At 72.7% G+C, this 20,688-nt stretch carries 28 protein-coding genes and 2 pseudogenes; 18 read left to right on the forward strand and 12 right to left on the reverse strand.

The features are described from left to right. Nucleotides 1–59: 59 nt before the first annotated feature. The 3 genes and pseudogenes from L3X23_RS17070 to L3X23_RS17080 all read left to right on the forward strand — a co-directional run bounded on the left by L3X23_RS17070 (nt 60) and on the right by L3X23_RS17080 (nt 2,363). A complete protein-coding gene (locus tag L3X23_RS17070) occupies nt 60–650 on the forward strand; it encodes an acid phosphatase (protein WP_237193117.1) in 591 nt (196 codons plus the stop codon). Nucleotides 651–661: 11 nt separating this feature from the next. After that, nucleotides 662–907 (forward strand): annotated as a pseudogene (locus L3X23_RS17075) (N-acetyltransferase family protein); the annotation flags it as partial. A gap of 22 nt (nt 908–929) precedes the next feature. Continuing rightward, on the forward strand, nt 930–2,363 hold the full coding sequence (locus L3X23_RS17080) for a recombinase family protein (protein ID WP_237193118.1): 1,434 nt from the start codon (nt 930–932) through the stop codon (nt 2,361–2,363). Here the strand turns inward: L3X23_RS17080 and L3X23_RS17085 are convergent. Further along, a complete protein-coding gene (locus L3X23_RS17085) occupies nt 2,347–2,802 on the reverse strand; it encodes a hypothetical protein (protein ID WP_237193119.1) in 456 nt (151 codons plus the stop codon). The genes L3X23_RS17080 and L3X23_RS17085 overlap by 17 nt on opposite strands. 112 nt (nt 2,803–2,914) lie before the next feature. Here L3X23_RS17085 and L3X23_RS17090 point away from each other — a divergent pair, with 112 nt between their 5' ends. The 8 genes from L3X23_RS17090 to L3X23_RS17125 all read left to right on the forward strand — a co-directional run bounded on the left by L3X23_RS17090 (nt 2,915) and on the right by L3X23_RS17125 (nt 8,831). Further along, complete coding sequence (locus L3X23_RS17090; protein WP_237193120.1) at nt 2,915–3,142, forward strand: AlpA family transcriptional regulator; 228 nt, start codon at nt 2,915–2,917, stop codon at nt 3,140–3,142. Then, entirely contained in the window at nt 3,139–3,282 is a 144-nt protein-coding gene (locus tag L3X23_RS17095; RefSeq protein WP_237193121.1) for a hypothetical protein, read from the forward strand. Before L3X23_RS17090 ends, L3X23_RS17095 begins: the two co-directional genes overlap by 4 nt. A 34-nt stretch (nt 3,283–3,316) precedes the next feature. Then, nucleotides 3,317–3,760 carry a hypothetical protein gene (locus L3X23_RS17100; RefSeq protein WP_237193122.1) on the forward strand — a complete coding sequence of 148 codons (444 nt, stop codon included), beginning with the start codon at nt 3,317–3,319 and terminating at the stop codon, nt 3,758–3,760. 217 nt (nt 3,761–3,977) lie between these two features. Then, a complete protein-coding gene (locus tag L3X23_RS17105) occupies nt 3,978–5,897 on the forward strand; it encodes an AAA family ATPase (RefSeq protein ID WP_237193123.1) in 1,920 nt (639 codons plus the stop codon). Continuing rightward, nucleotides 5,894–6,304, forward strand: coding sequence for a hypothetical protein (locus L3X23_RS17110; RefSeq protein WP_237193124.1), 411 nt, complete (start codon nt 5,894–5,896; stop codon nt 6,302–6,304). Before L3X23_RS17105 ends, L3X23_RS17110 begins: the two co-directional genes overlap by 4 nt. A gap of 181 nt (nt 6,305–6,485) precedes the next feature. Further along, nucleotides 6,486–6,983 carry a hypothetical protein gene (locus tag L3X23_RS17115; RefSeq protein WP_237193125.1) on the forward strand — a complete coding sequence of 166 codons (498 nt, stop codon included), beginning with the start codon at nt 6,486–6,488 and terminating at the stop codon, nt 6,981–6,983. Beyond that, nucleotides 6,980–7,324, forward strand: coding sequence for a hypothetical protein (locus L3X23_RS17120; protein ID WP_237193126.1), 345 nt, complete (start codon nt 6,980–6,982; stop codon nt 7,322–7,324). The genes L3X23_RS17115 and L3X23_RS17120 overlap by 4 nt, the downstream gene beginning before the upstream one ends. Nucleotides 7,325–7,463: 139 nt before the next feature. Next, nucleotides 7,464–8,831 carry a phage major capsid protein gene (locus L3X23_RS17125; RefSeq protein ID WP_237193127.1) on the forward strand — a complete coding sequence of 456 codons (1,368 nt, stop codon included), beginning with the start codon at nt 7,464–7,466 and terminating at the stop codon, nt 8,829–8,831. Between the two features lie 162 nt (nt 8,832–8,993). On the opposite strand, the gene L3X23_RS17130 is transcribed toward L3X23_RS17125, so the two are convergent. From L3X23_RS17130 to L3X23_RS17150, 5 genes are read right to left on the reverse strand one after another with little or no spacing between them, the layout of a single operon-like run. Beyond that, complete coding sequence (locus L3X23_RS17130) at nt 8,994–9,320, reverse strand: hypothetical protein (protein ID WP_237193128.1); 327 nt, start codon at nt 9,318–9,320, stop codon at nt 8,994–8,996. Nucleotides 9,321–9,346: 26 nt separating this feature from the next. Further along, nucleotides 9,347–9,661, reverse strand: a complete 315-nt coding sequence (locus L3X23_RS17135; protein ID WP_237193129.1) for a hypothetical protein — start codon at nt 9,659–9,661, stop codon at nt 9,347–9,349. Further along, complete coding sequence (locus tag L3X23_RS17140; RefSeq protein ID WP_237193130.1) at nt 9,658–9,885, reverse strand: hypothetical protein; 228 nt, start codon at nt 9,883–9,885, stop codon at nt 9,658–9,660. The genes L3X23_RS17135 and L3X23_RS17140 overlap by 4 nt, the downstream gene beginning before the upstream one ends. Further along, nucleotides 9,882–10,097, reverse strand: coding sequence for a hypothetical protein (locus L3X23_RS17145; RefSeq protein ID WP_237193131.1), 216 nt, complete (start codon nt 10,095–10,097; stop codon nt 9,882–9,884). The genes L3X23_RS17140 and L3X23_RS17145 overlap by 4 nt, the downstream gene beginning before the upstream one ends. Continuing rightward, nucleotides 10,094–10,690 carry a hypothetical protein gene (locus L3X23_RS17150; protein ID WP_237193132.1) on the reverse strand — a complete coding sequence of 199 codons (597 nt, stop codon included), beginning with the start codon at nt 10,688–10,690 and terminating at the stop codon, nt 10,094–10,096. The genes L3X23_RS17145 and L3X23_RS17150 overlap by 4 nt, the downstream gene beginning before the upstream one ends. 110 nt (nt 10,691–10,800) lie before the next feature. Between L3X23_RS17150 and L3X23_RS17155 the strand changes: the two are divergent. Continuing rightward, a pseudogene (locus L3X23_RS17155) lies at nt 10,801–11,046 on the forward strand (N-acetyltransferase family protein); the annotation flags it as partial. Here L3X23_RS17155 and L3X23_RS17160 read toward each other — a convergent pair. Beyond that, on the reverse strand, nt 11,032–11,421 hold the full coding sequence (locus tag L3X23_RS17160; RefSeq protein ID WP_237193133.1) for a hypothetical protein: 390 nt from the start codon (nt 11,419–11,421) through the stop codon (nt 11,032–11,034). The pseudogene L3X23_RS17155 and the gene L3X23_RS17160 overlap by 15 nt on opposite strands. Nucleotides 11,422–11,444: 23 nt before the next feature. Between L3X23_RS17160 and L3X23_RS17165 the strand changes: the two genes are divergently transcribed. Together L3X23_RS17165 and L3X23_RS17170 are read left to right on the forward strand one after the other, a co-directional pair. Continuing rightward, nucleotides 11,445–12,395: a diacylglycerol kinase family protein gene (locus L3X23_RS17165; protein WP_237193134.1), complete on the forward strand. Its 951-nt coding sequence runs from the start codon at nt 11,445–11,447 to the stop codon at nt 12,393–12,395. A 473-nt stretch (nt 12,396–12,868) separates the two neighbouring features. Next, complete coding sequence (locus tag L3X23_RS17170; RefSeq protein ID WP_093082363.1) at nt 12,869–13,120, forward strand: WhiB family transcriptional regulator; 252 nt, start codon at nt 12,869–12,871, stop codon at nt 13,118–13,120. Nucleotides 13,121–13,339: 219 nt separating this feature from the next. On the opposite strand, the gene L3X23_RS17175 is transcribed toward L3X23_RS17170, so the two are convergent. Then, nucleotides 13,340–14,839, reverse strand: coding sequence for a sensor histidine kinase (locus tag L3X23_RS17175; protein ID WP_237193135.1), 1,500 nt, complete (start codon nt 14,837–14,839; stop codon nt 13,340–13,342). Nucleotides 14,840–14,899: 60 nt separating this feature from the next. On the opposite strand from L3X23_RS17175, the gene L3X23_RS36610 reads away from it, so the two are divergent. Beyond that, nucleotides 14,900–14,974 (forward strand): 50S ribosomal protein bL37, encoded by a 75-nt coding sequence (locus L3X23_RS36610; RefSeq protein WP_370467464.1) that lies wholly within the window; start codon nt 14,900–14,902, stop codon nt 14,972–14,974. A 58-nt stretch (nt 14,975–15,032) separates the two neighbouring features. Here the strand turns inward: L3X23_RS36610 and rsrA are convergent, their stop codons facing one another. Beyond that, nucleotides 15,033–15,356: a mycothiol system anti-sigma-R factor gene (rsrA, locus tag L3X23_RS17180; protein ID WP_237193136.1), complete on the reverse strand. Its 324-nt coding sequence runs from the start codon at nt 15,354–15,356 to the stop codon at nt 15,033–15,035. Further along, complete coding sequence (locus tag L3X23_RS17185) at nt 15,353–15,985, reverse strand: sigma-70 family RNA polymerase sigma factor (protein ID WP_093082376.1); 633 nt, start codon at nt 15,983–15,985, stop codon at nt 15,353–15,355. The genes rsrA and L3X23_RS17185 overlap by 4 nt, the downstream gene beginning before the upstream one ends. Nucleotides 15,986–16,168: 183 nt before the next feature. Between L3X23_RS17185 and ybaK the strand changes: the two genes are divergently transcribed. Then, complete coding sequence (ybaK, locus tag L3X23_RS17190) at nt 16,169–16,645, forward strand: Cys-tRNA(Pro) deacylase (protein ID WP_237193138.1); 477 nt, start codon at nt 16,169–16,171, stop codon at nt 16,643–16,645. Between the two features lie 247 nt (nt 16,646–16,892). On the opposite strand, the gene L3X23_RS17195 is transcribed toward ybaK, so the two are convergent. Next, nucleotides 16,893–17,516, reverse strand: coding sequence for an alpha/beta family hydrolase (locus tag L3X23_RS17195; protein ID WP_237193139.1), 624 nt, complete (start codon nt 17,514–17,516; stop codon nt 16,893–16,895). Beyond that, nucleotides 17,513–18,325, reverse strand: a complete 813-nt coding sequence (locus L3X23_RS17200) for an SOS response-associated peptidase (RefSeq protein WP_237193140.1) — start codon at nt 18,323–18,325, stop codon at nt 17,513–17,515. The genes L3X23_RS17195 and L3X23_RS17200 overlap by 4 nt, the downstream gene beginning before the upstream one ends. A gap of 39 nt (nt 18,326–18,364) precedes the next feature. Here L3X23_RS17200 and aroA point away from each other — a divergent pair, with 39 nt between their 5' ends. Further along, nucleotides 18,365–19,627, forward strand: a complete 1,263-nt coding sequence (aroA, locus tag L3X23_RS17205; RefSeq protein ID WP_237193141.1) for a 3-phosphoshikimate 1-carboxyvinyltransferase — start codon at nt 18,365–18,367, stop codon at nt 19,625–19,627. A gap of 13 nt (nt 19,628–19,640) precedes the next feature. Continuing rightward, nucleotides 19,641–20,666 carry a ribosome small subunit-dependent GTPase A gene (gene rsgA / locus L3X23_RS17210; protein ID WP_237193142.1) on the forward strand — a complete coding sequence of 342 codons (1,026 nt, stop codon included), beginning with the start codon at nt 19,641–19,643 and terminating at the stop codon, nt 20,664–20,666. Nucleotides 20,667–20,688 lie beyond the last annotated feature (22 nt).

Here is a 20,688-nt window from a genome sequence, read left to right on the forward strand (position 1 = left end):
GGAGTGGCGATACCCGGCCAGGGGCCGTTCGGCTCTACACCGCGGCCTAGTCTCGCCGGGTGGGACGTCTCTTCCTCTTGCGGCACGGTCAGACCGAGTGGTCACAGAACGGGCGGCACACCGGCCGCACCGACATCCCGTTGACCGAGCGGGGTCGAGAGCTCGCGGCCGCGGCCGCCCCGACGCTGGCGGCGCTGCGCCCGGACGCCCCGCCCCCGGTGCGGGTACTGAGCAGCCCGCGGCGCCGCGCCCGGGAGACCGCGGAGCTCGCGGGGCTGCGGGTGGACGCGGTCGACGAGCGCCTCCACGAGTGGGACTACGGCGACTACGAGGGCCTCACCACCCCGCAGATCCGCGAGACGGTGCCGGACTGGACGGTGTGGACGCACCCGTGTCCGCACGGCGAGGACGCCGCCGCCGTCGGCGCCCGTGCCGACGCGGTGCTCGCGGACGTCCGGCCGTGGCTCGCCGAGGGAGACGTCGTGCTCGTGGGACACGGACACTTCTCCCGGGTGCTGATCGCGCGCTGGATCGGGCTGCCCGCGACCGGCGGGGTGCACATCGCGATGGACCCGGCGGCGTGGGCGGTGCTCGGCGACGAACGCGGTGTCCCCCGGCTCGACGCGGTCAACCTGGTGGTGCCGTCGTGACCCGGGCGGAGGTGGGGCGGGGGGAACCGACCGTCAGGAGGGTCGAGCCGTCGGACGTCCCGGCCGTCGTCGGCCTGGTGCGGGAGCTGGCCGAGTACGAGAAGGCGCTGCACGAGTGCCACCTCACCGAGGAGCAGCTGCACGCCGCGCTGTTCGGGGACTCCCCCGCGCTGTTCGGGCACGTCGCGCTCGTCGGGGACGAGGTCGTCGGCTGCGCGTTGTGGTTCCTGAACTTCAGCACCTGGCGCGGCGTCCACCCGCTCTAAGTACGATAGCGGAATGCGCGCAGGAATCTACCTCAGGATCAGCCAGGACCGATCCGGGGAGGAGCTGGGGGTCTCCCGGCAGGACGAGGACTGCCGGGCCCTCGTGGCTCGGCGCGGGTGGACGCTGGAGCGGGTTTACGTCGACAACGACGTCAGCGCGAAGGGGCACAAGGTCCGCCCAGCGTGGGAGGAGATGATGGCGGACGTCGAGGCTGGCCGCCTGGACGTCGTTGTCGGCTGGACGGTCGACCGCACCCTCCGCTCGGGCCGCGACCGGCTCCGCATGCTGGAGGTCGGCAAGGAGCGCGGCCTGCTGATCACCCTCGCGCGGGGCAGCGACATGGACCTCTCGACGCCCGCCGGTCGGCTCGCCGCGGACATCCTCGGCGCGGTCGCGCTCAACGAGATCGAGACGAAGGCGGACCGACAGCGGCGCGCGCACCTCCAGGCCGCGCAGCAGGGGCGCCGGATCGGCGGCCGTCGACCGTTCGGGTTCGAGCAGGACGGCATCACGATCCGCGAGGTGGAGGCGGAGGCGGTACGTGCTGCGTTCCGCGACTACTTGCTCGGCACTCCGCTGTCCCGGATCGCGGCCCGTTGGAACGAGGCCGGGCTGACGTCCGGGGTGCCGCGCAAGGACGGCACGGAGCGGTGGGAGCACGCCGGGGTGCGGTGGCTTTTCCGGAACCCGCGCTACATGGGCGTCAGGCGCCACAAGCCGGAGGGGCAGCCTGCCGAGCTCCACCCTGCGGCGTGGCCCGCGCTCGTGGATGAGGGCACCTGGCGGGCGGTGAACGCGCAGCTCGACTCGGTGGCGTCCACCTTCAAGCCGAAGGCCGGGCGGCAGCTCCTGACCGGGATCATCCGGTGCGCGGTGTGCGACGAGAACCTCGTCGGCGGTGGGAAGCGCAAGGCCGACGGGCCAGGCCCCATGTACCGGTGCCCGTCCGGCGGGCACGTCACCCGCCGCGGGGAGGCGATCGAGAACCTCGTCCTTCTGCTCACCCGGGCGCGGCTCGCGCAGCGGGACATCACCGCGGCGGTCGCCGAACGGGAGACCGCAGCCCCGGGCCGGGATCTCGCCGCCGAGGCGACCGACCTCCGGACGGAGCTGGAGACGATCGCGCTGGAGCGAGCGCAGCGCAAGATCACCCCGCGGCAGTTCGCGATCCTGAACGACGAGCTGCAGGGCCAGTTGATCGAGGTCGAGAGGCTGATGACCGCGGGCGGGAGGGCCGACGCGGTGGCCGCGATCCTCGCGACGGGTGACCCGGTGGCCCGGTTCGACGACCTGGACCGCGACCAGCAGCGCGTGATCATCGGCTCGCTGATGCGGATCCGGCTGCATTCCAGTGGCCGTGGCCGGGTCGACGTCGTGGTCGACGGCGTCCGGCTGCCGAAGGACCCGACGACGGTCGAGGTCGAGAAGCTCAGATCTCGCGGATGAGCAGGGCGACGGCCTCGCGGAGCAGCTCCGTGGCACGGTCCAGGTCGGGAGTCCTGTCCTCGACCGAGACCAGGTCGCGCAGCGCGGCTGACGTGCGTTCGTAGGCGGCGAGCACCGGGCGGCCGGTCGCCGTGACGCCCAGCTCCGCTTCCTGCGCCAGGGCGTAGCTGAGCGCGGCCTCGGCGGATCGGCGCGTCTGCGTGACCTCGTCCGTCGCGGTGCCGTCGAGGACGCGGTCGACGGTTCCCGGGTGCCAGCGGAGCGCGGCCTCCAGCTGTGACTTCGTGCCCGCGCGGACGCTGGACACCTCGCCGCGCTCGATGCGCCGCACTGTCGCCTCGCCTGGGCCGCCGTGCGTCGCGAGGTCCGCCTGAGCCATGCGGAGCGACTCACGGCGTGCGCGCACGGCTTTCGCCAGTGCCCCCCAGTCGTCCGTCACGCTGTCCATCATGGCAAAGACCTGACGGTTGACCACTAGTAGGCGGCAGAGTCACCCGATTGTCGGCGCCTTGATGGTGGAATAGCGGTGCTTTGGCGGTACTGTGATCGCCATGCAGCAGACAGACACTCCCGCGGCGAGGCTCGCCGACGACCCGGATCGACTGTGGAACTACCGAGAGTTCGCCGCGTGGGCGGGCGTCGCCGAGCGCACCGCTCGGGACTGGATCGCCCGCGGCAACGGCCCGCGCGTCCTCGCGATCGGCAAGCACCGCCGGATCCGAGTGGGGGACGCGCTCACCTGGCTGGACACCCGCTACGTCAACCGAGACGTGGCGTGACCGAAGAGGTCGAACGGTGGATCGAGGACCAGCTGGCCCAACCCTGGCCCCTCGCTCCTGAGCAGCTCGACACGCTGTGCCGAGCGCTCGCCCAGCCTTCCACGGCCCGCCCGATCGACGACGACCGCGCAGCAGCCTGACCAAGACCATCCCCTGATCGACAGGAGATCGACCATGACCAGCCCGACCCCCGACCAGGCCCAGATCCACGCCGCGCTTCAGAACGTGCTGACCTGGCTCCGTCTCAACATCATCCCCGACTCCCTGGTCTCGATCGCTGAGCCTCACGGGTTCATCGAGCACGACGAACTCGACCCGCTCGACCTCGACGGCCTGAAGGCAGCGCTCGTCCGCGTCGAGGACGCCCTCACCACGGTCCCTGATCCGGTCGCGCTCGCCGCGACCGCGATCGGTTACGGCCAGTGGATCAACGACGAGGGTCAGACGTACATGTGCGGGCCGACTGCGCGGCACGACTCCGAGCGGCTGGCCGCGCTCCTGGCCTACGCCCTGGCCGAGTCCGAGGCGGCCAAGCGGGAGTGGCAGATGGCCACGAACCGCGCGGTGGGCTTCCTCGCCGCGCTGCGACACGGCCTGCCCTCCAGCGACGCCGCCTGACGAACCCACCTCGTCGAACGCGGGCCCGCAACCGCGATCGGCACTACGAACGGAACGGGATGACCACCGACATGAGGAAGCCCGAGCGGCGCGCAACACGCCGCCCGGGCCGGTCCCTCCACTGTCCGCTCCCCAGAGCCAAGCACGAAGGTGACGCCGATCGTAGCGCCACCGTCGTGTCCCTGACGGACGTGCGCGCGCGGCGGGACGCGCTCGCGTGGCTCTGCTCGAACCAGCTCGCTGCCTGCTGGACCGCGCCGCCTGCGGATTGCGCGTGCTCGAGCAACCGGACCTCGAGGGAAGGCAGGTGACCGCCGTGGACCCGGCCGCCGGGCACCTGCCGCACAACACGCTCGCCGAGCGCACTCTCCTCGGCTCCATGCTCCTCGGGGACCACCACGCGCAGGCCGGGCTCACGCTCGTCTCCTCGGACCGGTTCTACGTCCCCGCGCACCAGCTCGTGTTCGACGCGATCGCCACCGTGGTCGACGACGAGGGCGCGGTCGACCACGTGGCGGTGGCCGCCGAGCTCGACCGAGCGGGTCGCCGTGGCCTGCCGTCGGGGTATCAGGGCTGGGCCTCCTACCTGGCCGATCTCATCGCGGCGGTGGCCGGGGTGCCGCGGGTGGAACCCGCAGCCGAGAAGATCACCGACACCTCGGACCTACGGCTGATCCTCCAGCTCGCGCAGCGTGTCCAGCAGCTCGCCGCGCAGGGCACCGACGCCCCCGCGGACCTGCTCGCCAGCCTCCGGGTAGAGCTGACCGCGATCGAGGACCGCGTCGGCCGCGCGGGCCTCACCCCCGCGGAGAAGGTCGCCAACGTCGCCGTGCAGAAGGAGCTGGCCCGGCTCCGCGCTCGCGACGAAGCCCAGCGGCTCCTCCGAGCCGAGAACCGGCCGCCCGTACCGCCGATGGTGCGGTTGCGCGAGTTCCTCGACGAGGACGACGACCCCGTCCGCTACCGGATCGACCAGCTCCAGCCGGTGGGCGCCCGGATCATGCTCTCCGCCCAGTACAAGGCGGGGAAGACCACCCTGGCGGGCAACTACCTGCGGTGCCTGGCGGACGGTGAGCCGTTCCTCGGTCGCTACGAGGTCGCTCCGGTAGACGGCACCATCGCCCTGATCGACAACGAGCTGGACTCGCGCACCCTGCGCCGATGGCTCCGCGACCAGGGAGTGCGCAACGTCGAGCGCGTCGCACTCGTGTCGCTCCGCGGCCGGGTGTCGTCATTCGACATCCGCGACCGAGAGGTCCGAGCCGAGTGGGCGGAGCGCCTGCGAGCCATGGACGCCCAGGTGGTGCTGCTCGACTGCCTGCGACCCGTGCTCGACGCCCTGGGCCTCGACGAGAAGTCGGAGGCGGGGAAGTTCCTGGTGCCGTTCGACGAGCTGCTGGCCACCGCCGGCGCCAGTGAGGCCGCGTTGGTGCACCACATGGGCCATAGCGGGGAACGGTCCCGCGGTGACTCCCGGCTGCTCGACTGGCCGGACGCCACGTGGAAGCTCGTGCGCGAGGACGCAGAGGACCCGTCGTCGCCGCGGTTCTTCAGCGCGTACGGCCGCGACGTGAATGTCGCCGAGTCCCAGCTCACCTACGACTCCTCGACCCGGCGACTGCTGATCGGCGGCGGATCGCGGGTGCAGGCCCGCGCGGCGTCGGAGGCGGCACTCGCACTGCCCGCGGTCCTGGAGGTCGTGCGGGACGAGCGCGAGGCTCCGTCCGGACGAACGATCGAGGGTGCGCTCGCGAAGCGGGAGCCGAAGATCCGTCAGAAGCCCGGCCGCGAGGCCCTTGGGATCGCGGTCGACCAAGGTCTCCTGCGGATCGAGCAGCAGGGCCGGACCCGGTTCCACTACCTCACCGACGCCGGTCGCGAAGCCCTCCGGAACCCCGAATCACTCCATGCGTCAGCATGCGTCAGCAGTGCGTCAACGCACCATGCGTCGTGCGTCAGTGCGTCTATAGGGGACGCACACGCACACGCACACACCGACGAACGCGTCAGTGCGTCACCTGACGCACAGTGCTCTCGCTGCCACCAGGCACCAGCCGAGATCCTCGGCCGCTGCCGGAGATGTGCCTACCCAGCGGGCAGCAGCCCCGAGGACGACGAGATGGAGCAGAGCGCGTGAGCACGCGCACCCGTGACCCACGCGGGACTCGACGACACCGCGAGGTGCGGGCCGCGCTGCTCGCCCGCCTCCGCCCAGGCGACCAGTGCGCGCACTGCCTCAAGCCCCTCGGCTCCGACCCCAAGCAGCTCGACGCCGACCACTCCGTGCCCCTGGCCATCGACCCCGACAGCGTGGCGGACCGGCTCCTGCACAGCCGTTGCAACCGAGCCGTGGGCCAGGCCCTCGCAGGTGCACTGCGCACCGTCGACCTGATCTACCCCGACCCCGAGCAGGCCCACGCAGCCAAGGTCACGATCGTCGAGCAGATCACCGCCGAGGTGCAGCACAAGCTCCGCACCGGGCAGAGGTCGACCAGGCTCGAACCCAAGCGCGAGATCCACACCCGCACGAGCCGAGACTGGTGACCGACCGTGACGAACACGCAGGTCACAGGAGGTGCCGCAACGAAAACTCTCAACGCTTCGACCCCGAACGGGGCGGACAGGGCCGGAGTGGCCATCGCTCTCTCTCGTTTCCGCGAGAACTCTCGCGCGCACCCGCGCGCGAGCTACGCACAGTGACGACCAGCAGTAGGAGGAGATGACCATGGAGAAGTGGGAGACCGACTCGACGGGGGCGCCGATCAGCGCGCAGTCGAGGGCGACCCGCGCCGCGTACTACGCGGGCGCGGCGAAGCGGGAGCGGATGGTGCGGGCCCAGATGGCCTCGCAGGGCCCGGAGGTGGCGGCGGCCCAGCTCGTCCGCGGTCGGGCGGTCCTGGCGTTGCTGGACGGCGCTCCGGCGGCGTCGTACGGCGCCCTGACGGCGTCGCTGCGGGCTGAGGGTGACGGGCCTCGGCTGCGGGAGCCCGAGCGGTACCGGCGCACGGACGGGGCGCTCGTCGAGAGGCGCTTCCTCAGCGCCTCCGGGCGCAGCTTCCTGGACGTCGTGGTCGACGAGGGCCAGGGCGTGCCCGCCGCGGGTGCGCGGATGGGCAACGAGCTCGCCGCCGCCCTCGCCGCCGCGTTCACCCCACCGCCGCCGCGGTCCGAGACGACGACAGGGCTCGGTGTCGGGCTCGGCCCGCTCGGTGGTGCCCGGTGACCGCCCCGGACCCGCGGGCCGAGCAGCACGCCGCGCGGATGCGGGAGGAGCTGCGGGCCGCCGGAGTGCCCCGTGACCACCTCCTCGCCGCGATGCGCGGCGCAGCCAAGCAGGAGGCGAAGGCAGCGTACGAGCGGGCCGAGCAGGCCCAGCAGGACGTGCTCGCGGCTGCGGAGTCCGGCGGGGACGTCCAGGCCGCGGCCGACCGCGCCGCGCAAGCCGGTCGGGAGTGGGAGCGCGCGGTCTCGATGATGGGCTGGCTCGACGCGAAGCTGGCCCAGGAGGACGCGCTCGACTGGCTCGACCGGCAGTTCGACGGCCGGGACCCGGACCGGCCCTGATCGCGGGCCGCGGCGCGCACGTCTGGCGGCCCGCGCGCCGCGGCCCGCTCCTCGAGATCGCTACTCCGAACGGAGCAGCGCGCCGATATCCTGACGATGGGCCGCCAGCCCTATCCCAAGCAGTGAGGACGACATTCCGATGGCACGACCGAACCGACCCGTCCCGACCGGCGACGCCGCGATCCGGGCGATGCAGAACCCGAACGAGATCGCCGCGCACGCCGAGGCGGGCACCTTCACCGACCTGCTCGACAGCTACACCGTTGCCGCGATGGACTCGGTCCCGAAGGTCCGCGCCGCTGTCGACGAGAAGGTCAACCAGCGGATCTTCGACATGGCCCGTGCAGGCGAGCTGGACACGAGCACGCGCCACCCGATCCACCACGCGACCGCCTCGGCGACCAAGGGCGGCGCCCGGTCTCGGACCGCACCGGGCGCGGTGTTCGACGGCCTCGCCCCGACACTCGGTGCGGTGTTCGCCGCGCACGCCCCGCGGGTCCGGACCCCTGAGAACGACCAGATCGTGGTCGGCTTCCGGGAGCAGGTTCGGAACATGTCGTCCGCGATCCCCGCAGACGGCGGCTTCACCATCCCCGAGGAGTACCGCAGCGAGATCATCAAGAACTCGCTGGAGTCCTCGATCGTCCGGTCGCGGGCCACCGTCTACCCGATGGGGTCCTCCGTGCTGCACCTCCCGCGGATCGACGAGGTCACCCACGCCGACGGCACGGTGTACGGCGCGATGACCGCGTTCTGGACCGAGGAGGGCGGGCAGCTGCAGAAGACGTCCCCGAAGTTCGGGCGGATCCGCCTCGACACCAAGAAGCTGACCCTCTACAGCGAGGCTCCGAACGAGTTGATTCAGGATGGTCCTGCATTCGATTCGTGGATTCTGAACACAATGGCGGAAGCCTGTTCGAATTCTGAGGACGATGCGTTCCTGACCGGGTCCGGTGTCGGGATGCCGCTCGGCGTCCTCTCCGACGGCAACAACGGGGCGGTCACCGTGGCGAAGGAGTCCGGGCAGGCTGCGGGTTCCGTGAACTTCACCAACGTCACGAAGATGTTCTCCCGCATGCTCCCCGGCAGCCACAGCCGAGCGGTGTGGCTGGCGAACATCGAGCTGTTCCCGGCGCTGGCCGCAATGACCATCGCGGTCAAGAACGTCGCCGGCAACGAGAACGTCGGCGGCGGTCCGGCGTGGATCACCTCCGCTGCGGACGGCACTCCGCTGACCCTCTTCGGGCGGCCGATCATCTGGACCGAGAAGGCACCGGCGGCCGGGTCGGCCGGTGACCTGTCCTTCCTGGACCTGTCGCACTACTTCATCGGCGACCGGTTGAGCATGCAGGCCACCGCAAGCGAGCACTTCAAGTACGACACCGACGAGACCGCGTTCCGGGTGATCTCCCGCCTCGACGGGACCCCGGGATTCTGGTCCCCGCTGACGCCGCGACGCGGGACGGCGACCCTCTCGCCGTTCGTGAGGCTCGGCGCCAGGGCGTAGTACCCCGCGACCCCGGGGTCGCCGCCGGTTGGTTCGGGAGTCGGTCCCGGCGGCGGCCCCCGGCCAGACAGGGCGCCGCGGGTGGGCAACATCGAGCCCACCTGTGGCGCCCGTTGGACGGCCCCGCCGGGACCTCGGATCCCCGGCGGGGCCGTCGCCTTGCTACTGCAGCTCGACCGCTTCGGCCTTGCGCTGGTCGCGGTGGGCCCGGACCCGGCAGTCCGCCGAGCAGTACCGGGCGTCTGCCCTGCGACCGACCATCGGCCCGCCGCAGGACCCGCAGGCCCGAGCATCCCCGCCGCCCTGCAACGCTTCTAACCGTTTCCGGAGGCGGCGTGCGGAGGCCTCGGTGCGACGCAGGTTGTCGACCAAGAGGTCGATCACGCCGACGTCCACCGCGGCCAGCTCGTCCTCCGTGAAGAGGTCGAAGTTCGTGCCGTTGCCGGTGGTGACGCGGAGCGTCTCCGTGATGGTCACCCTCGTAGCCACGTAACGACTCTATCCGTTTCCGCGCGTCACTGGTCGGCCTCCTCGATCTCCTCCGGGGTGAGCAGCGGAGCCCACTTGTCCGGCGAGCCGTGCCGCTCCACACCGATCTGCCCGATGTAGCCGGCGGCCTCCGCGGTTCGCAGCGCACGCCCCGCGGCGCGCAGGTCCTCGACGAGCTCGGCGAGCAGCCGTACGTCCATCAGCAGCGGGCGGGTGCTCTGCCCGACGGTCATCCGCACCTCCGGGACACCGCGGGTGTGTGCGGTGATCCGGAGCAGCACGGGTGCCTGGTCCCGTCGCGGCACCTCGACCCTCCAGGACTGGGTTCCTGTGCGGCTCATCGCTGCACCACTGGCAGCACGCTGTAACCCTCGCCGACGATGACCCGCTCACCGTCGGGCACCCAGCCGGCCTCGTTGAGCGCCTCGACGGCCTCCTCGACCGTCGCGGCGTCGCAGCGCGGCTCGGCGACGACGGCCAGGTCCTCGTCGACGACCACGATCCCGGGGTCGCCGAAGTCGGTGGCGGTGGTGAGGATCGCGTGCGCCCAGTGCCGGGCGGTCACTGCTCGTCCGCCTGGTCGTCGCTCTGCTGGTCACGACCGGCGCGACGCCGGGGGCGATGCGCGCCGTGCTGGCGGAGGCGTCCTGCGCGGGACGCCTCGCGAACCCGTGCGCGGCAGCGGATCTCGCCCACCACGGCCGCGATGAGGCTCGGCCCGACCAGCAACAACACGCAGAGCGCGGAGTGCAGCGGGCTGCCGGGTGCGAGGCTCATCGGGCGTCTCCCGCCTGGCGGGCCCAGCGGCGGGCCGGGCGCCCGTCGAGGCCTTCGTCCTCGTGGTCGCCGCGGTGGCCGTCGGCGAGCGTGCAGACCAGCTCGTCCCCATCGTCGTCGATGGTGTGCCCGCCACAGATGATCACGCGGCCACGACCCGCGAGGGTTTCGGCGGCACGCCGGTCGAGGTCGCGGAGGCCGGGCGCGTGGCGGTCGCCGAGCAGGAAGTTCGCCATGCCCCGCTGCTCCGGGGTGAGCCCACCGGTGGCGACCTGCTCGTCCACCCAGCGGCGGAGGGAGAAGTCGACCTCGGTGACGGTCAGGCCGCAGGCGTCGGCAACGTGCGCAAGCTCGGCCCCGTGATCGAGCGCAACGAGCACGTGCTGCCACCGCAGGCCGAGCACGGCGGCGGCCAGGGCGTGCGCGACAGCGAGCGCGTCGAGCGCGGCCGAGCGGACCCGCCCGACGGGCTGCGTCCGGACGCCGGTCCGGTGGTCGCTGATCATCGCCGCGTGAGCCTCCCACGCGGAGAGCAGCTCGTCAGGCTGTGCGCCGGCCACGTCGGCCGGGGTGGGGTGGGTACGGTCCTGCATGGGTCGCCTCCCGGGGCGATCAAGGGCCCGGCCGACGGTGAGGTCGTCGGTTCGGGCCCGTCTTCGTCTGGACGCCAGGTGCTCGCAATATCTGCTGGCATGCGTTGTGCGTGCACGGGATCTACCTGGAGGACCTCTACGTCCAGCCCGCCCACCGCGGCGCCGGGCTCGGACGCGCCCTGCTCGCCGCGCTGGCCCGGGAGTGCGTCGACCGGGGCTACGCGCGGCTGGAGTGGTCCGTGCTGGACTGGAACGCGCCGTCCATCGGCTTCTACCGCTCCCTCGGCGCGGTCGGCATGGACGAGTGGACGACCTTCCGCCTCACCGACGAGGCGCTGCGGTCACTCGGAGCGTGACTCCTCGTCCGCCCCGACGGCCCACCGGCGGGAGGGCTCGCTGATGAGCAGCATGAACGTGGCCACCACGAAGAACAGCCCGGCGATCCCGACCACGTAGTCGCCCGTGCGCAGCGCGTTGTAGATCATCGGGATGGTGACGAGCTGGGCCACGATGGCGGGCGTGCGCGCGCCGTGGTGGCCGCGCCAGAGGAACCAGGCCACCGCGCCGAGCGCCACCGCGATGAGGAGGAAGTAGGAGGCCTCGGCCGCCCGCGTGCCGAACCCGCGCCCGGTGAAGAACAGGTACAGCACCCCGGTGACCAGGCCGATCAAGGCCTCCACGCCGACGAGGGCGGCGGCGGCGCGGACCTGGCGGGGCGGAACGGTGGTCACGACGGTCAGGTTACAGTCGCATCGTGCGCGCGCTGCTCGTCGTGAACCCCCGGGCGACGTCGACGACCCCGGCGGGACGGGACGTCCTGACCCACGCCCTCGCCAGCAGGCTGAAGCTCGACGTGCTGGAGACCCGCTACCGCGGCCACGCGGCGGAGGCCACCGCCGCCGCCTGCGCGGCGGGCATCGAGCTCATCATCACCCTCGGCGGGGACGGCACGGTGAACGAGGTCGTCAACGGCATGCTCGTGGACCGCACGGCCACCGGCCCCGGCAGGCCGGACGGCAGCGACCCCGACCGCCCCGCGCTCGCCGTGGTGCCCGGCGGGTCGGCGAACGTCTTCGCCCGCGCCCTCGGCCTGCCGCGAGACCCCGTGGAGGCCACCGGCGCGATCCTGGCGGCCCTGGAGCGGCGCAGCAGCACCCTGGTCGGGCTCGGCCGGGCGGACGACCGCTGGTTCACCTTCAACGCGGGCCTGGGGTGGGACGCGGACGTCGTCGCCGCCGTGGAGAAGCAGCGGGCGTCCGGCCGCGAGGCCAGCCCGCTGCGGTACGCGGGCACCGCGGTCGGCGAGTACCTGCGCCAGCGGCGCCACCCCGCCTCGATGACGATCGAGGTGCCCGGTGCCGCGCCGCTGGAGGACATCCGGCTCGCCTTCGTGAGCAACACCGACCCCTGGACCTATCTCGCCGGGCGGCCGGTCCGCACCAACCCGGGGGCCACGTTCGGCACGGGGCTGGCCCTGTTCGCCCTGCGCCACCTGGGCTTCCCGACGATCTACTCGACCCTGCGCCACATCCTCGCGCCGGACGGGGACCCGCACGGGCGGAACATCGTGCGCCAGGACCGCGTTCCCTCCATCAGGATCCGTTCGGAGGAGCCGTTGGCGCTCCAGCTGGACGGTGACCACCTGGGATCACGCACGGACGTCGAGTTCCTGTCGGTGCCCGGGGCGCTACGCGTCGTGTGTTGACCGATGACGGAGAGTCGCGTCGTCGTACGAGAGACGCCCCTCGTCGCAGTCCGGCGAGCCGTCTCACTCCGATGAGTGACACGTCCAGGCCATTCACCGATGCTCGCTGACCGCCGGGCAGCAATGGGCTCGCATCCGACGGTGCCGTGATCCAAGGTAGGTCCTGCGAGATCGAGGGACGACAGCGGGGTCCCGTTGAGAGACGGGAACCCGCATGGTCCGGCGGAGTCGGGGGTAACCCCGGAGTCGCCGGGCAGGGATTCAACCGTCGCTCTTCGTCACGGTGTATCGATGCGGTGACCGAACGTGTCGGACGACGTTACGAAGTGTGGGTGAGAGTGCTCACCCGGCCGGCTCTTGTCCCTTGAAGAGCGACGACGCTCGTGAAACCATTCACAAGCGCGGAACAACCGTGTCACACAGCCGTGCGATCGGCGCGAACCCCGATCGCCAGTACGAGGAGATTCACGATCATGGATTGGCGTCACCGCGCTATCTGCCGCGACGAGGACCCCGAGCTGTTCTTCCCCGTGGGGACCTCCGGCCCGGCCCTCCTGCAGATCGCCGAGGCGAAGACCGTCTGCCGCCGCTGCCCCGTCGTCACCGAGTGCCTCGCGTGGGCCCTCGAGAGTGGCCAGGACGCGGGCGTCTGGGGCGGCATGAGCGAGGACGAGCGCCGCGCGCTCAAGCGTCGCAACGCGCGCACCCGCGCCCGCACCGCCTGAGCGGCGTCGCAGGCGCTGCCCGCAGGGCGGCGCAGCCGACACCGCCAGACCCGACGCAGCGACATCAAGAAAGCGGGCCCGGTAGCCGAACGCCATCGGCACCGGGCCCGCTTCTTGTGTCTCCGCCGGATGTCACCGCACCCGACGGATCCCGTGACCTCGGACCACGGCACCGGCGCGACCTCGGCACCGGGATCCTCGGACGGTCACGTCGTTAGGCTAGCGCGCCGCCATCGGGACCGTGATAAGGGCCTCGGTTCCGCCGCCCGGACGCGGCCGGAGCGTGATCGTCGACTCCAGCTCGGTGAGCAGGGTCCGCACGATCTGCAGCCCCAGCCCCTTCGCCGTGTCGATGTCGAAACCCTCGGGCATGCCGCGGCCGTCGTCCGCCACGACGACCTCCAGGGTCGCGGCCGTGCGGGTCGCCCGCACCACCACCTCCCCGGTCTGGCCCGGCTCGTAGGCGTGGGCCAGCGCGTTGTGGGCGAGCTCGGTCAGCACCAGCACCAGCGGGATCGCCATCGCCGAGTTCAGGGTGCCGAGCGTGCCGTCACGGCGGACCTTCGCGCGCACCTCCGCGGTGGCACCGTCCCCGATCGCGGGCAGCACGGTGTCCACCAGCTCGTCGAGGTCGACCATCTCGGCCACCGAGTACGCCAGCGCCTCGTGGACCAGTGCGATCGAGGTGACCCGCCGGACGCTCTCCTCCAGGGCGCGGCGCGCCTCCGGGATCTCGGTGCGTCGGGCCTGCAGCCGCAGCAGCGCCGCCACCGTCTGCAGGTTGTTCTTGACCCGGTGGTGGATCTCCCGGATCGTCGCGTCCTTGCTGAGCAGGGCCTGGTCGCGGCGGCGCAGGTCGGTGATGTCGCGGACCAGCACCAGGGCGCCCGCCGCGTCGCCGCGCGGGCGCAGCGGCAGCGCCCGGACGAGCATGACCGCGCCGCGGGTGCGCACCTCCATCCGCAGCGAGGTGCGGCCGTCGAGCGCGGCCTGGATGCGGGCGGCGACCTCGCTGGCGTCGAACGGGTCCCGCACGAGGTTCTTGGTCAGCGGCGCCAGCGGGATGCCGACGAGGTCGGTGTCGTGGCCCATCCGGTGGTAGGCGGACAACGCGTTCGGGCTGGCGTAGGCGACGATGCCGTGCGCGTCCAGCCGGATGAGGCCGTCCCCGGCGCGCGGGCTCGTGTCCGCGCCCGCCGCGGCGGAGGTCGCCGGGAAGGTGCCGTCCGCGATCATCTGGCAGAGGTCGGACGCGCTGCCCAGGTAGGCGATCTCCAGCGGGCTCGGCACCCGCGGCATGGCGAGGTTGGTGTCGCGGGAGAGCACCGCGATCACCCGGCCGCGGTGGCGCACCGGGATGGTCTCCCGCCGGACCGGGACCTCCATGTGCCAGCGCGGCTCCTCCTCGCGGCAGATCCGCCCCTCGACCACCGCCCGCAGCAGCTGCGGGTTGTCCCGCGGGGTGACCCGCGCGGTCACCGCGTCCTCGGAGTGGGCGGTCGGCGCCGTCGTCGGACGGGCCTGGGCCACACAGAGGAACTCCTGCGGTCCGCCCGCCATCTGGTGGTCCGCGTCCCGCGGCAGCGGGATCCAGAGCAGGAAGTCGGCGAACGAGGTGTCCGCCAGCAGCTGCCACTCGGCCACCACGCGCTGCAGGTGCTCGACGGCGTCCCCGGACAGGCTCGAGTGCTCGGCAAGCAGTTCGCTCAGGGTCGCCACGGCTCGATCCAACCACGTGGGACACTGGTGTCAGTTCCCACGGTAGAAGGAGGGTTGAGCATGTCGAAGCGTGCGCGCAAGCGTCGCGACCGCAAGAAGGGCGGCGCGAACCACGGCAAGCGGCCCAACACCTGAGGCCCGCTCGTGACGACGGAGGCCGGCACCCCGATCGGGATGCCGGCCTCGTGTCGTTCTAGAGGGAGCGTTCGATGCGCGTGGTGCGGACCTCGACGGTCGTCCCGCCCGGCCCGGACTCCACGCTCACCTGCGCCTGCTGCAGGATCTGCTTGCGCAGCTTCGCCTTCAGCGTCTCCGGCGCGGTCTCGCCGCTGCACTTGCGCGCGAGCAGCTGCTTGAGCTTCTCGTCCAGCCCGTACTCCGCCAGGCAGGGCGAGCACTCGTCCAGGTGCTGGACCAGGACCGCGCGGCGCTCCTTGTCGCACTCGCCGTCGAGGTACAACCACACCTCGGCGAGCACCTCGGAGCAGTCGGTGTCGTGGTGCTCCCCGCAGCTCATGAGCTGGCCACCTCCTGCTCGCCCCGGATGAACCCGCGCTCGATCGCGGTGTCGGTCAGCATGTCGCGGAGCTGGCGCCGCCCGCGGTGCAGGCGCGACATCACGGTCCCGATCGGCGTGCCCATGATCTCGGCGATCTCCTTGTAGGCGAACCCCTCGACGTCCGCCAGGTATACCGCCATCCGGAAGTCCTCGGGAAGCCGCTGAAGGGCTTCCTTGACGTCCGAGTCCGGGAGATTGTCCAGCGCCTCGACCTCGGCGGACCGCAGCCCGGTGGAGCTGTGCTCCCCGGCCTGGGCGAGCTGCCAGTCGGTGATCTCGTCCGTGGGGGACTGCAGGGGCTGGCGCTGCCGCTTGCGGTAGCCGTTGATGTAGGTGTTCGTGAGGATCCGGTACAGCCAGGCCTTGAGGTTCGTGCCCTCGCGGAAGGTCCGGAAGGCCGAGTAGGCCTTCAGGTACGTCTCCTGGACCAGGTCCTCGGCGTCCGCCGGGTTGCGGGTCATCCGCAGGGCCGCGCCGTACAGCTGGTCGAGCATGGGCATGGCGTCCCGCTCGAAGCGCGCCGCGCGCTCGGCCTCGGTCTCCTCGGGAGCCCTGTCGAGGTCCTCCCCGACCGTCTCGTCCGGCACCGCGCTCCTCTCCCGAACGGCCACGGGCGTGGCCGGCGAGTCTGCGAGGGACAAGCCTACGCGTCCTCCGCCCGGCCGTCGCGGCAGCCGAAGGGGAGGCGCCTCCATCAATGCCTGAGTCACGTACGGTCACAACACGATCGGCTGGTCGGGGATTCCCGACCCTCGGGAGAGGATGACGGCGTGGCGGGGCGGGGTACACCGGCGACGGCGTTGTTGACCAGGCTGAAGGTCGATTTCACGCTCCACTCCTACGAGCACGCGAGCGGCGCGGCGTACGGCCAGGAGGCGGTCGACGCGCTCGGGCTGGCGGCGGGCCGGGTGTTCAAGACGCTCGTCGCCTCGGTGGACGGTCACCTGACCGTCGGGGTGGTCCCGGTGGACGCCACCCTCGACCTGAAGGCGCTCGCCGCCGCCGTCGGGGGGAAGAAGGCGCAGATGGCGGACGTCGCCGCGGCCGAGCGCGCCACCGGCTACGTCGCGGGCGGGATCTCCCCGCTGGGGCAGAAGAAGCGGCTGCCGATCGTGCTCGACGCCACCGCCCGCACCCACGAGACGATCTTCTGCAGCGCGGGCAGGCGCGGCCTGGAGGTGGAGCTGGCCCCGGACGACCTGGTCAGAGCCACCGACGCCCGCGTCGCCCCGATCGCCGCCCCCTGACCACCGCGCTTCCGAACATGATCGTTCCGAACGTCACGCGACCGCGACAGCACTCGGTGACGCTCGGGCACGCACACCACGAGTGTCACAGGAGCGCACCCGCCACAACGCTCCCGTCACGCTCGGCACGAGCGTCACAGGAGCGCACCCGCCACAACGCTCCTGTGACACTCGGATGGATCATCGCCGGCGAGCGTGACAGGAGCGCACTCACAAGAGCGCTCCTGTGACACTCGTCGGGGCGGGCTCAGGGCAGGTGGCGCTCGAGCCACTCCGGCAGCCGCGATTCGACGACCGGGGGTGCCTTCCGCAGGGAGTGGTCGCCGGGCACGACCACGACCTCTCTGGTCGTGGTGCCGTCGAGCATGCCGAAGGGGTCCTTGTCGCCCTGGAAGACCAGGACCGGCGCCGTGACGGCGTCGATCTCGGCGAGGCGGTGCTTCTCCGGCTTGCCCGGGGGGTGGACCGGGAAGGCGAGACAGACCACCCCGACCGCTCCCCCGGCCGCGGCGCAGCGGCACGCGACGCGGGCGCCGGAGCTGCGACCGCCGAACAACAGCGGGCCCCCGAACTCGGCGCGGCACTCGGAGACGACCGCCAGCCAGGCCGTGTCCAGCTGCGCCGCCGGAGCGGGGGCGCGGCGACCCGCGACCCGGTAGGGCTGCTCGGACAGGACCACCGACACGCCCACGGACAGCGCCGCCCGCGCCGCGGCGCGCAGGTCCGGCGCGTCCACGCCGCCCCCGGCGCCGTGGCCCATGATCAGCATCGCCCGCGCGTCGGGGGCGAGCCGGACGTGCACCCGCGCGGGGCCGTGCGGGGTGGCGATCTCCCGGGTCTCGGCGGGCGGCAGGTCGAGCAGCGAGCTCACGACAGCAGGTCGAGCTGGATCGGCTCCTCGACCTGGCTCGGGTCGATCTCCTCCAGCAGCTCGGGGCTGTTGTTCCGCACCGAGTTGACCTTGTCGGACACGGGCACGATCCGCAGCGTCTGCACGAGGTCGGGCGACGGCGGTGCCAACCACCGCGCCACCTCCTCGTCCTTCCCGTCGGTGTCCGGGTCCAGCCAGGCCGCCCAGGCGTCCGGGGGCAGGACGAGCGGCATCCGGTCGTGCACCTGCGCCAGCGGCCCGACGGCCTCGGTGGTCAGCACCGTGGCCGTGACCAGACCGTGCGGGTACTTCTCCAGCAGCTCGCCGTCCTTCGGCCTCCAGAACTCCCAGAGCCCGGCCATGGCGAGCGACCGGCCGTCCGCGTACCGGGTGAAGTAGGGCTGCTTGGAGGCCTTGTGGTCCTTGGTGGCGGCGCGGCGCTGCCACTCGTACCAGCCGTCCGCCGGGAGCAGGCAGCGGCGGGCGGCCAGCGCGCGCCGGAAGGCGGGCTTCTCGGCGGCGGTCTCGCTGCGCGCGTTGATCATGCGGGCGCCCGCGGACGGGTCCTTGGCCCAGGAGGGCACGAGGCCCCACCTGACCAGCCGCAACGACCGCTCGGTCGTGTCCGGGTCCGGGGTGCCGTCCGCGTCTCGCGGATGCCGCTGCACGACGGCGATGACGTCCCGCGTCGGCGCGACGTTGTAGTCCGGCCCCCGCTCCTCGCCCGCCTTCTCGGTCACCGCGTCGACCGCCGTGAACTCCTCGGCCAGGTCCGTGGGTGCCTTCGTCGAGGCGTACCTCCCGCACATGGGTCCATCGTGGCACGGCGCATGCGGAATCATGGGTGCGTGCAGCCTTGGACCGCCCCCACGCCCACCGCCCCCGTCCGCGGCACGGTGTCCGTGCCCGGCTCCAAGTCCGTGACCAACCGGGCGCTGCTCCTGTCCGGCCTCGCGCACGGCCGCTCGGTGGTCCACGGCGTGCCCGCCACCCGGGACTCGGCGCTGATGTGCGGCGCGCTGCGCTCGCTCGGGCTCACGGTGCTGGTCGAGGGCGACACCGTGACGATCGACGGGGGCACGCTGCGCGGCGGCGGCACGGTGGACTGCGGCCTCGCCGGCACCGTCATGCGGTTCGTGCCGCCCGCCGCGACGCTCGCCGACGGCCGGGTGGTCTTCGACGGCGACCCGCACGCCCGCGAGCGGCCCATGGCGGGGGTCCTCGACGCCCTGCGCGCCCTCGGCGCCGCGGTCGACGGCGACCGGCTCCCCTTCGTGCTGCACGGCGCGGGTGGGCTGCCCGGCGGCGACGTGACGATCGACGCGTCGGCGTCGAGCCAGTTCGTGTCCGGCCTGCTGCTCTCGGGCGCCCGCTTCGACAAGGGCCTGACCGTGCACCACGACGGCAAGCCGGTCCCGAGCCTGCCGCACATCGACATGACCGTCGCGATGCTGCGCGAGGCCGGGGTCACGGTCGCCGACCCTGAATCGAGCGGAGAGCCGAACACCTGGCGCGTCGAGCCCGGCCCGATCGCGGCCCGGACCTGGGCCGTCGAGCCCGACCTGTCCAACGCGTCGGTGTTCCTGGCCGCCGCCGCCGCGACCGGCGGCGAGGTCACGGTCACCGGGTGGCCCGCCGAGTCCACGCAGCCGGGCACCGAGATCCTCGAGGTCCTGGAACGGATGGGCGCCGCCGTGGAGGCCCGCGCCGAGGGCATGACCGTCCGGGGCGGCGACTTGCACGGCATCGACGTCGACCTGCACGAGGCCTCCGAGCTCACCCCGACCGTCGCCGCGCTGGCCGCGTTGGCGGACTCGCCCAGCGTGATCCGCGGGGTCGCGCACATCCGCGGCCACGAGACGGACCGGCTGGCGGCCCTGCGGGCCGAGCTCACCGCGGTCGGCGCGCAGGTCGAGGAGACCGAGGACGGGCTGCGCATCCGGCCCGGCACGTTGAGCGGGGCGCCGTGGCGCGCCTACGCCGACCACCGGATGGCGACGGCGGGCGCGATCGTCGGGCTGCGGGTCCCGGGGGTGACCGTGGACGACGTCGACTGCACCGCCAAGACCATCCCGGACTTCCCGGGCCGCTGGGCAGAGCTGGTCGGTTAGGGCTGGTGTCCTGATGGCCCGCGAGTACGACGAGACCGACGTCCGGGTCCGCCCCGGCCGGGGCTCCCGCCCGCGCACGAAACGCCGCCCCGACCACGCCGACGCGGTCGAGGGCATGGTCACGGTCGTCGACCGCGGCCGGTGGACCTGCGCCCCGCACGCGGATCCCGAGGCGCCGCCGGTCACCGCGATGCGGGCGCGCGAGCTGGGCCGCACGCCGATCGTCGTCGGGGACCGGGTGGGGCTCGTCGGCGACCTCTCCGGGAAGCCGGACACACTGGCCCGGATCGTGCGCGTCGAGGAGCGTCGGACCGTCCTGCGCCGCACCGCGGACGACACCGACCCCTTCGAGCGCCTCGTGGTGGCCAACGCCGACCAGCTCGTCATCGTCACGGCGCTGGCCGACCCGGAGCCCCGGGAGGGGTTCGTCGACCGCTGCCTGGTCGCCGCGTTCGCGGGCGGGCTGCGGCCGGTGCTGTGCCTGACCAAGTCCGACCTCGCCGACCCCGGGCCGTTCGCCGGGCTCTACGCGGAGCTGGAGTTCCCCGTCGTGGTCACCCGGCGCGGCGAGTTCCCCACCGAGCTCGCCGCCCTGCTCGACGGCCAGGTGTCCGCGCTGGTCGGGCACTCCGGCGTCGGCAAGTCCACGCTGGTCAACGCGCTCGTGCCGGACGCCGCGCAACGGACCGGGGTGGTGTCCGGGGTCGGCAAGGGCCGACACACCACCACCGCGGCGCTCGCGCTCCCGCTCGGCGGCGGCGGCGCGGACGGGTGGGTGGTCGACACCCCCGGCGTGCGCAGCTTCGGGCTGGCCCACGTCACGCCGGACGCGGTCATCGCCGCGTTCGACGACCTCGCCCACGCCGTGGAGGACTGTCCACGCGGCTGTGGACACCTCGGGCCGCCCGCCGACCCGGAGTGCGCGCTCGACGCGCTGGTCGCCGACGGCACCCTGCAGCCCGGGCGACTCGGCGCGCTGCGCCGCGTGCTCGTCGCACTCCGCGCCGCTCCCCCGGGCACCCCGGCCGCGGAGCGCTAGCCTCGGAGCTTCCGTTTCAGGG

Origin of the sequence: Pseudonocardia sp. WMMC193 (assembly GCF_021728735.1) — a bacterium.
GTDB classification, from domain to species: Bacteria; Actinomycetota; Actinomycetes; order Mycobacteriales; family Pseudonocardiaceae; genus Pseudonocardia; species Pseudonocardia oroxyli.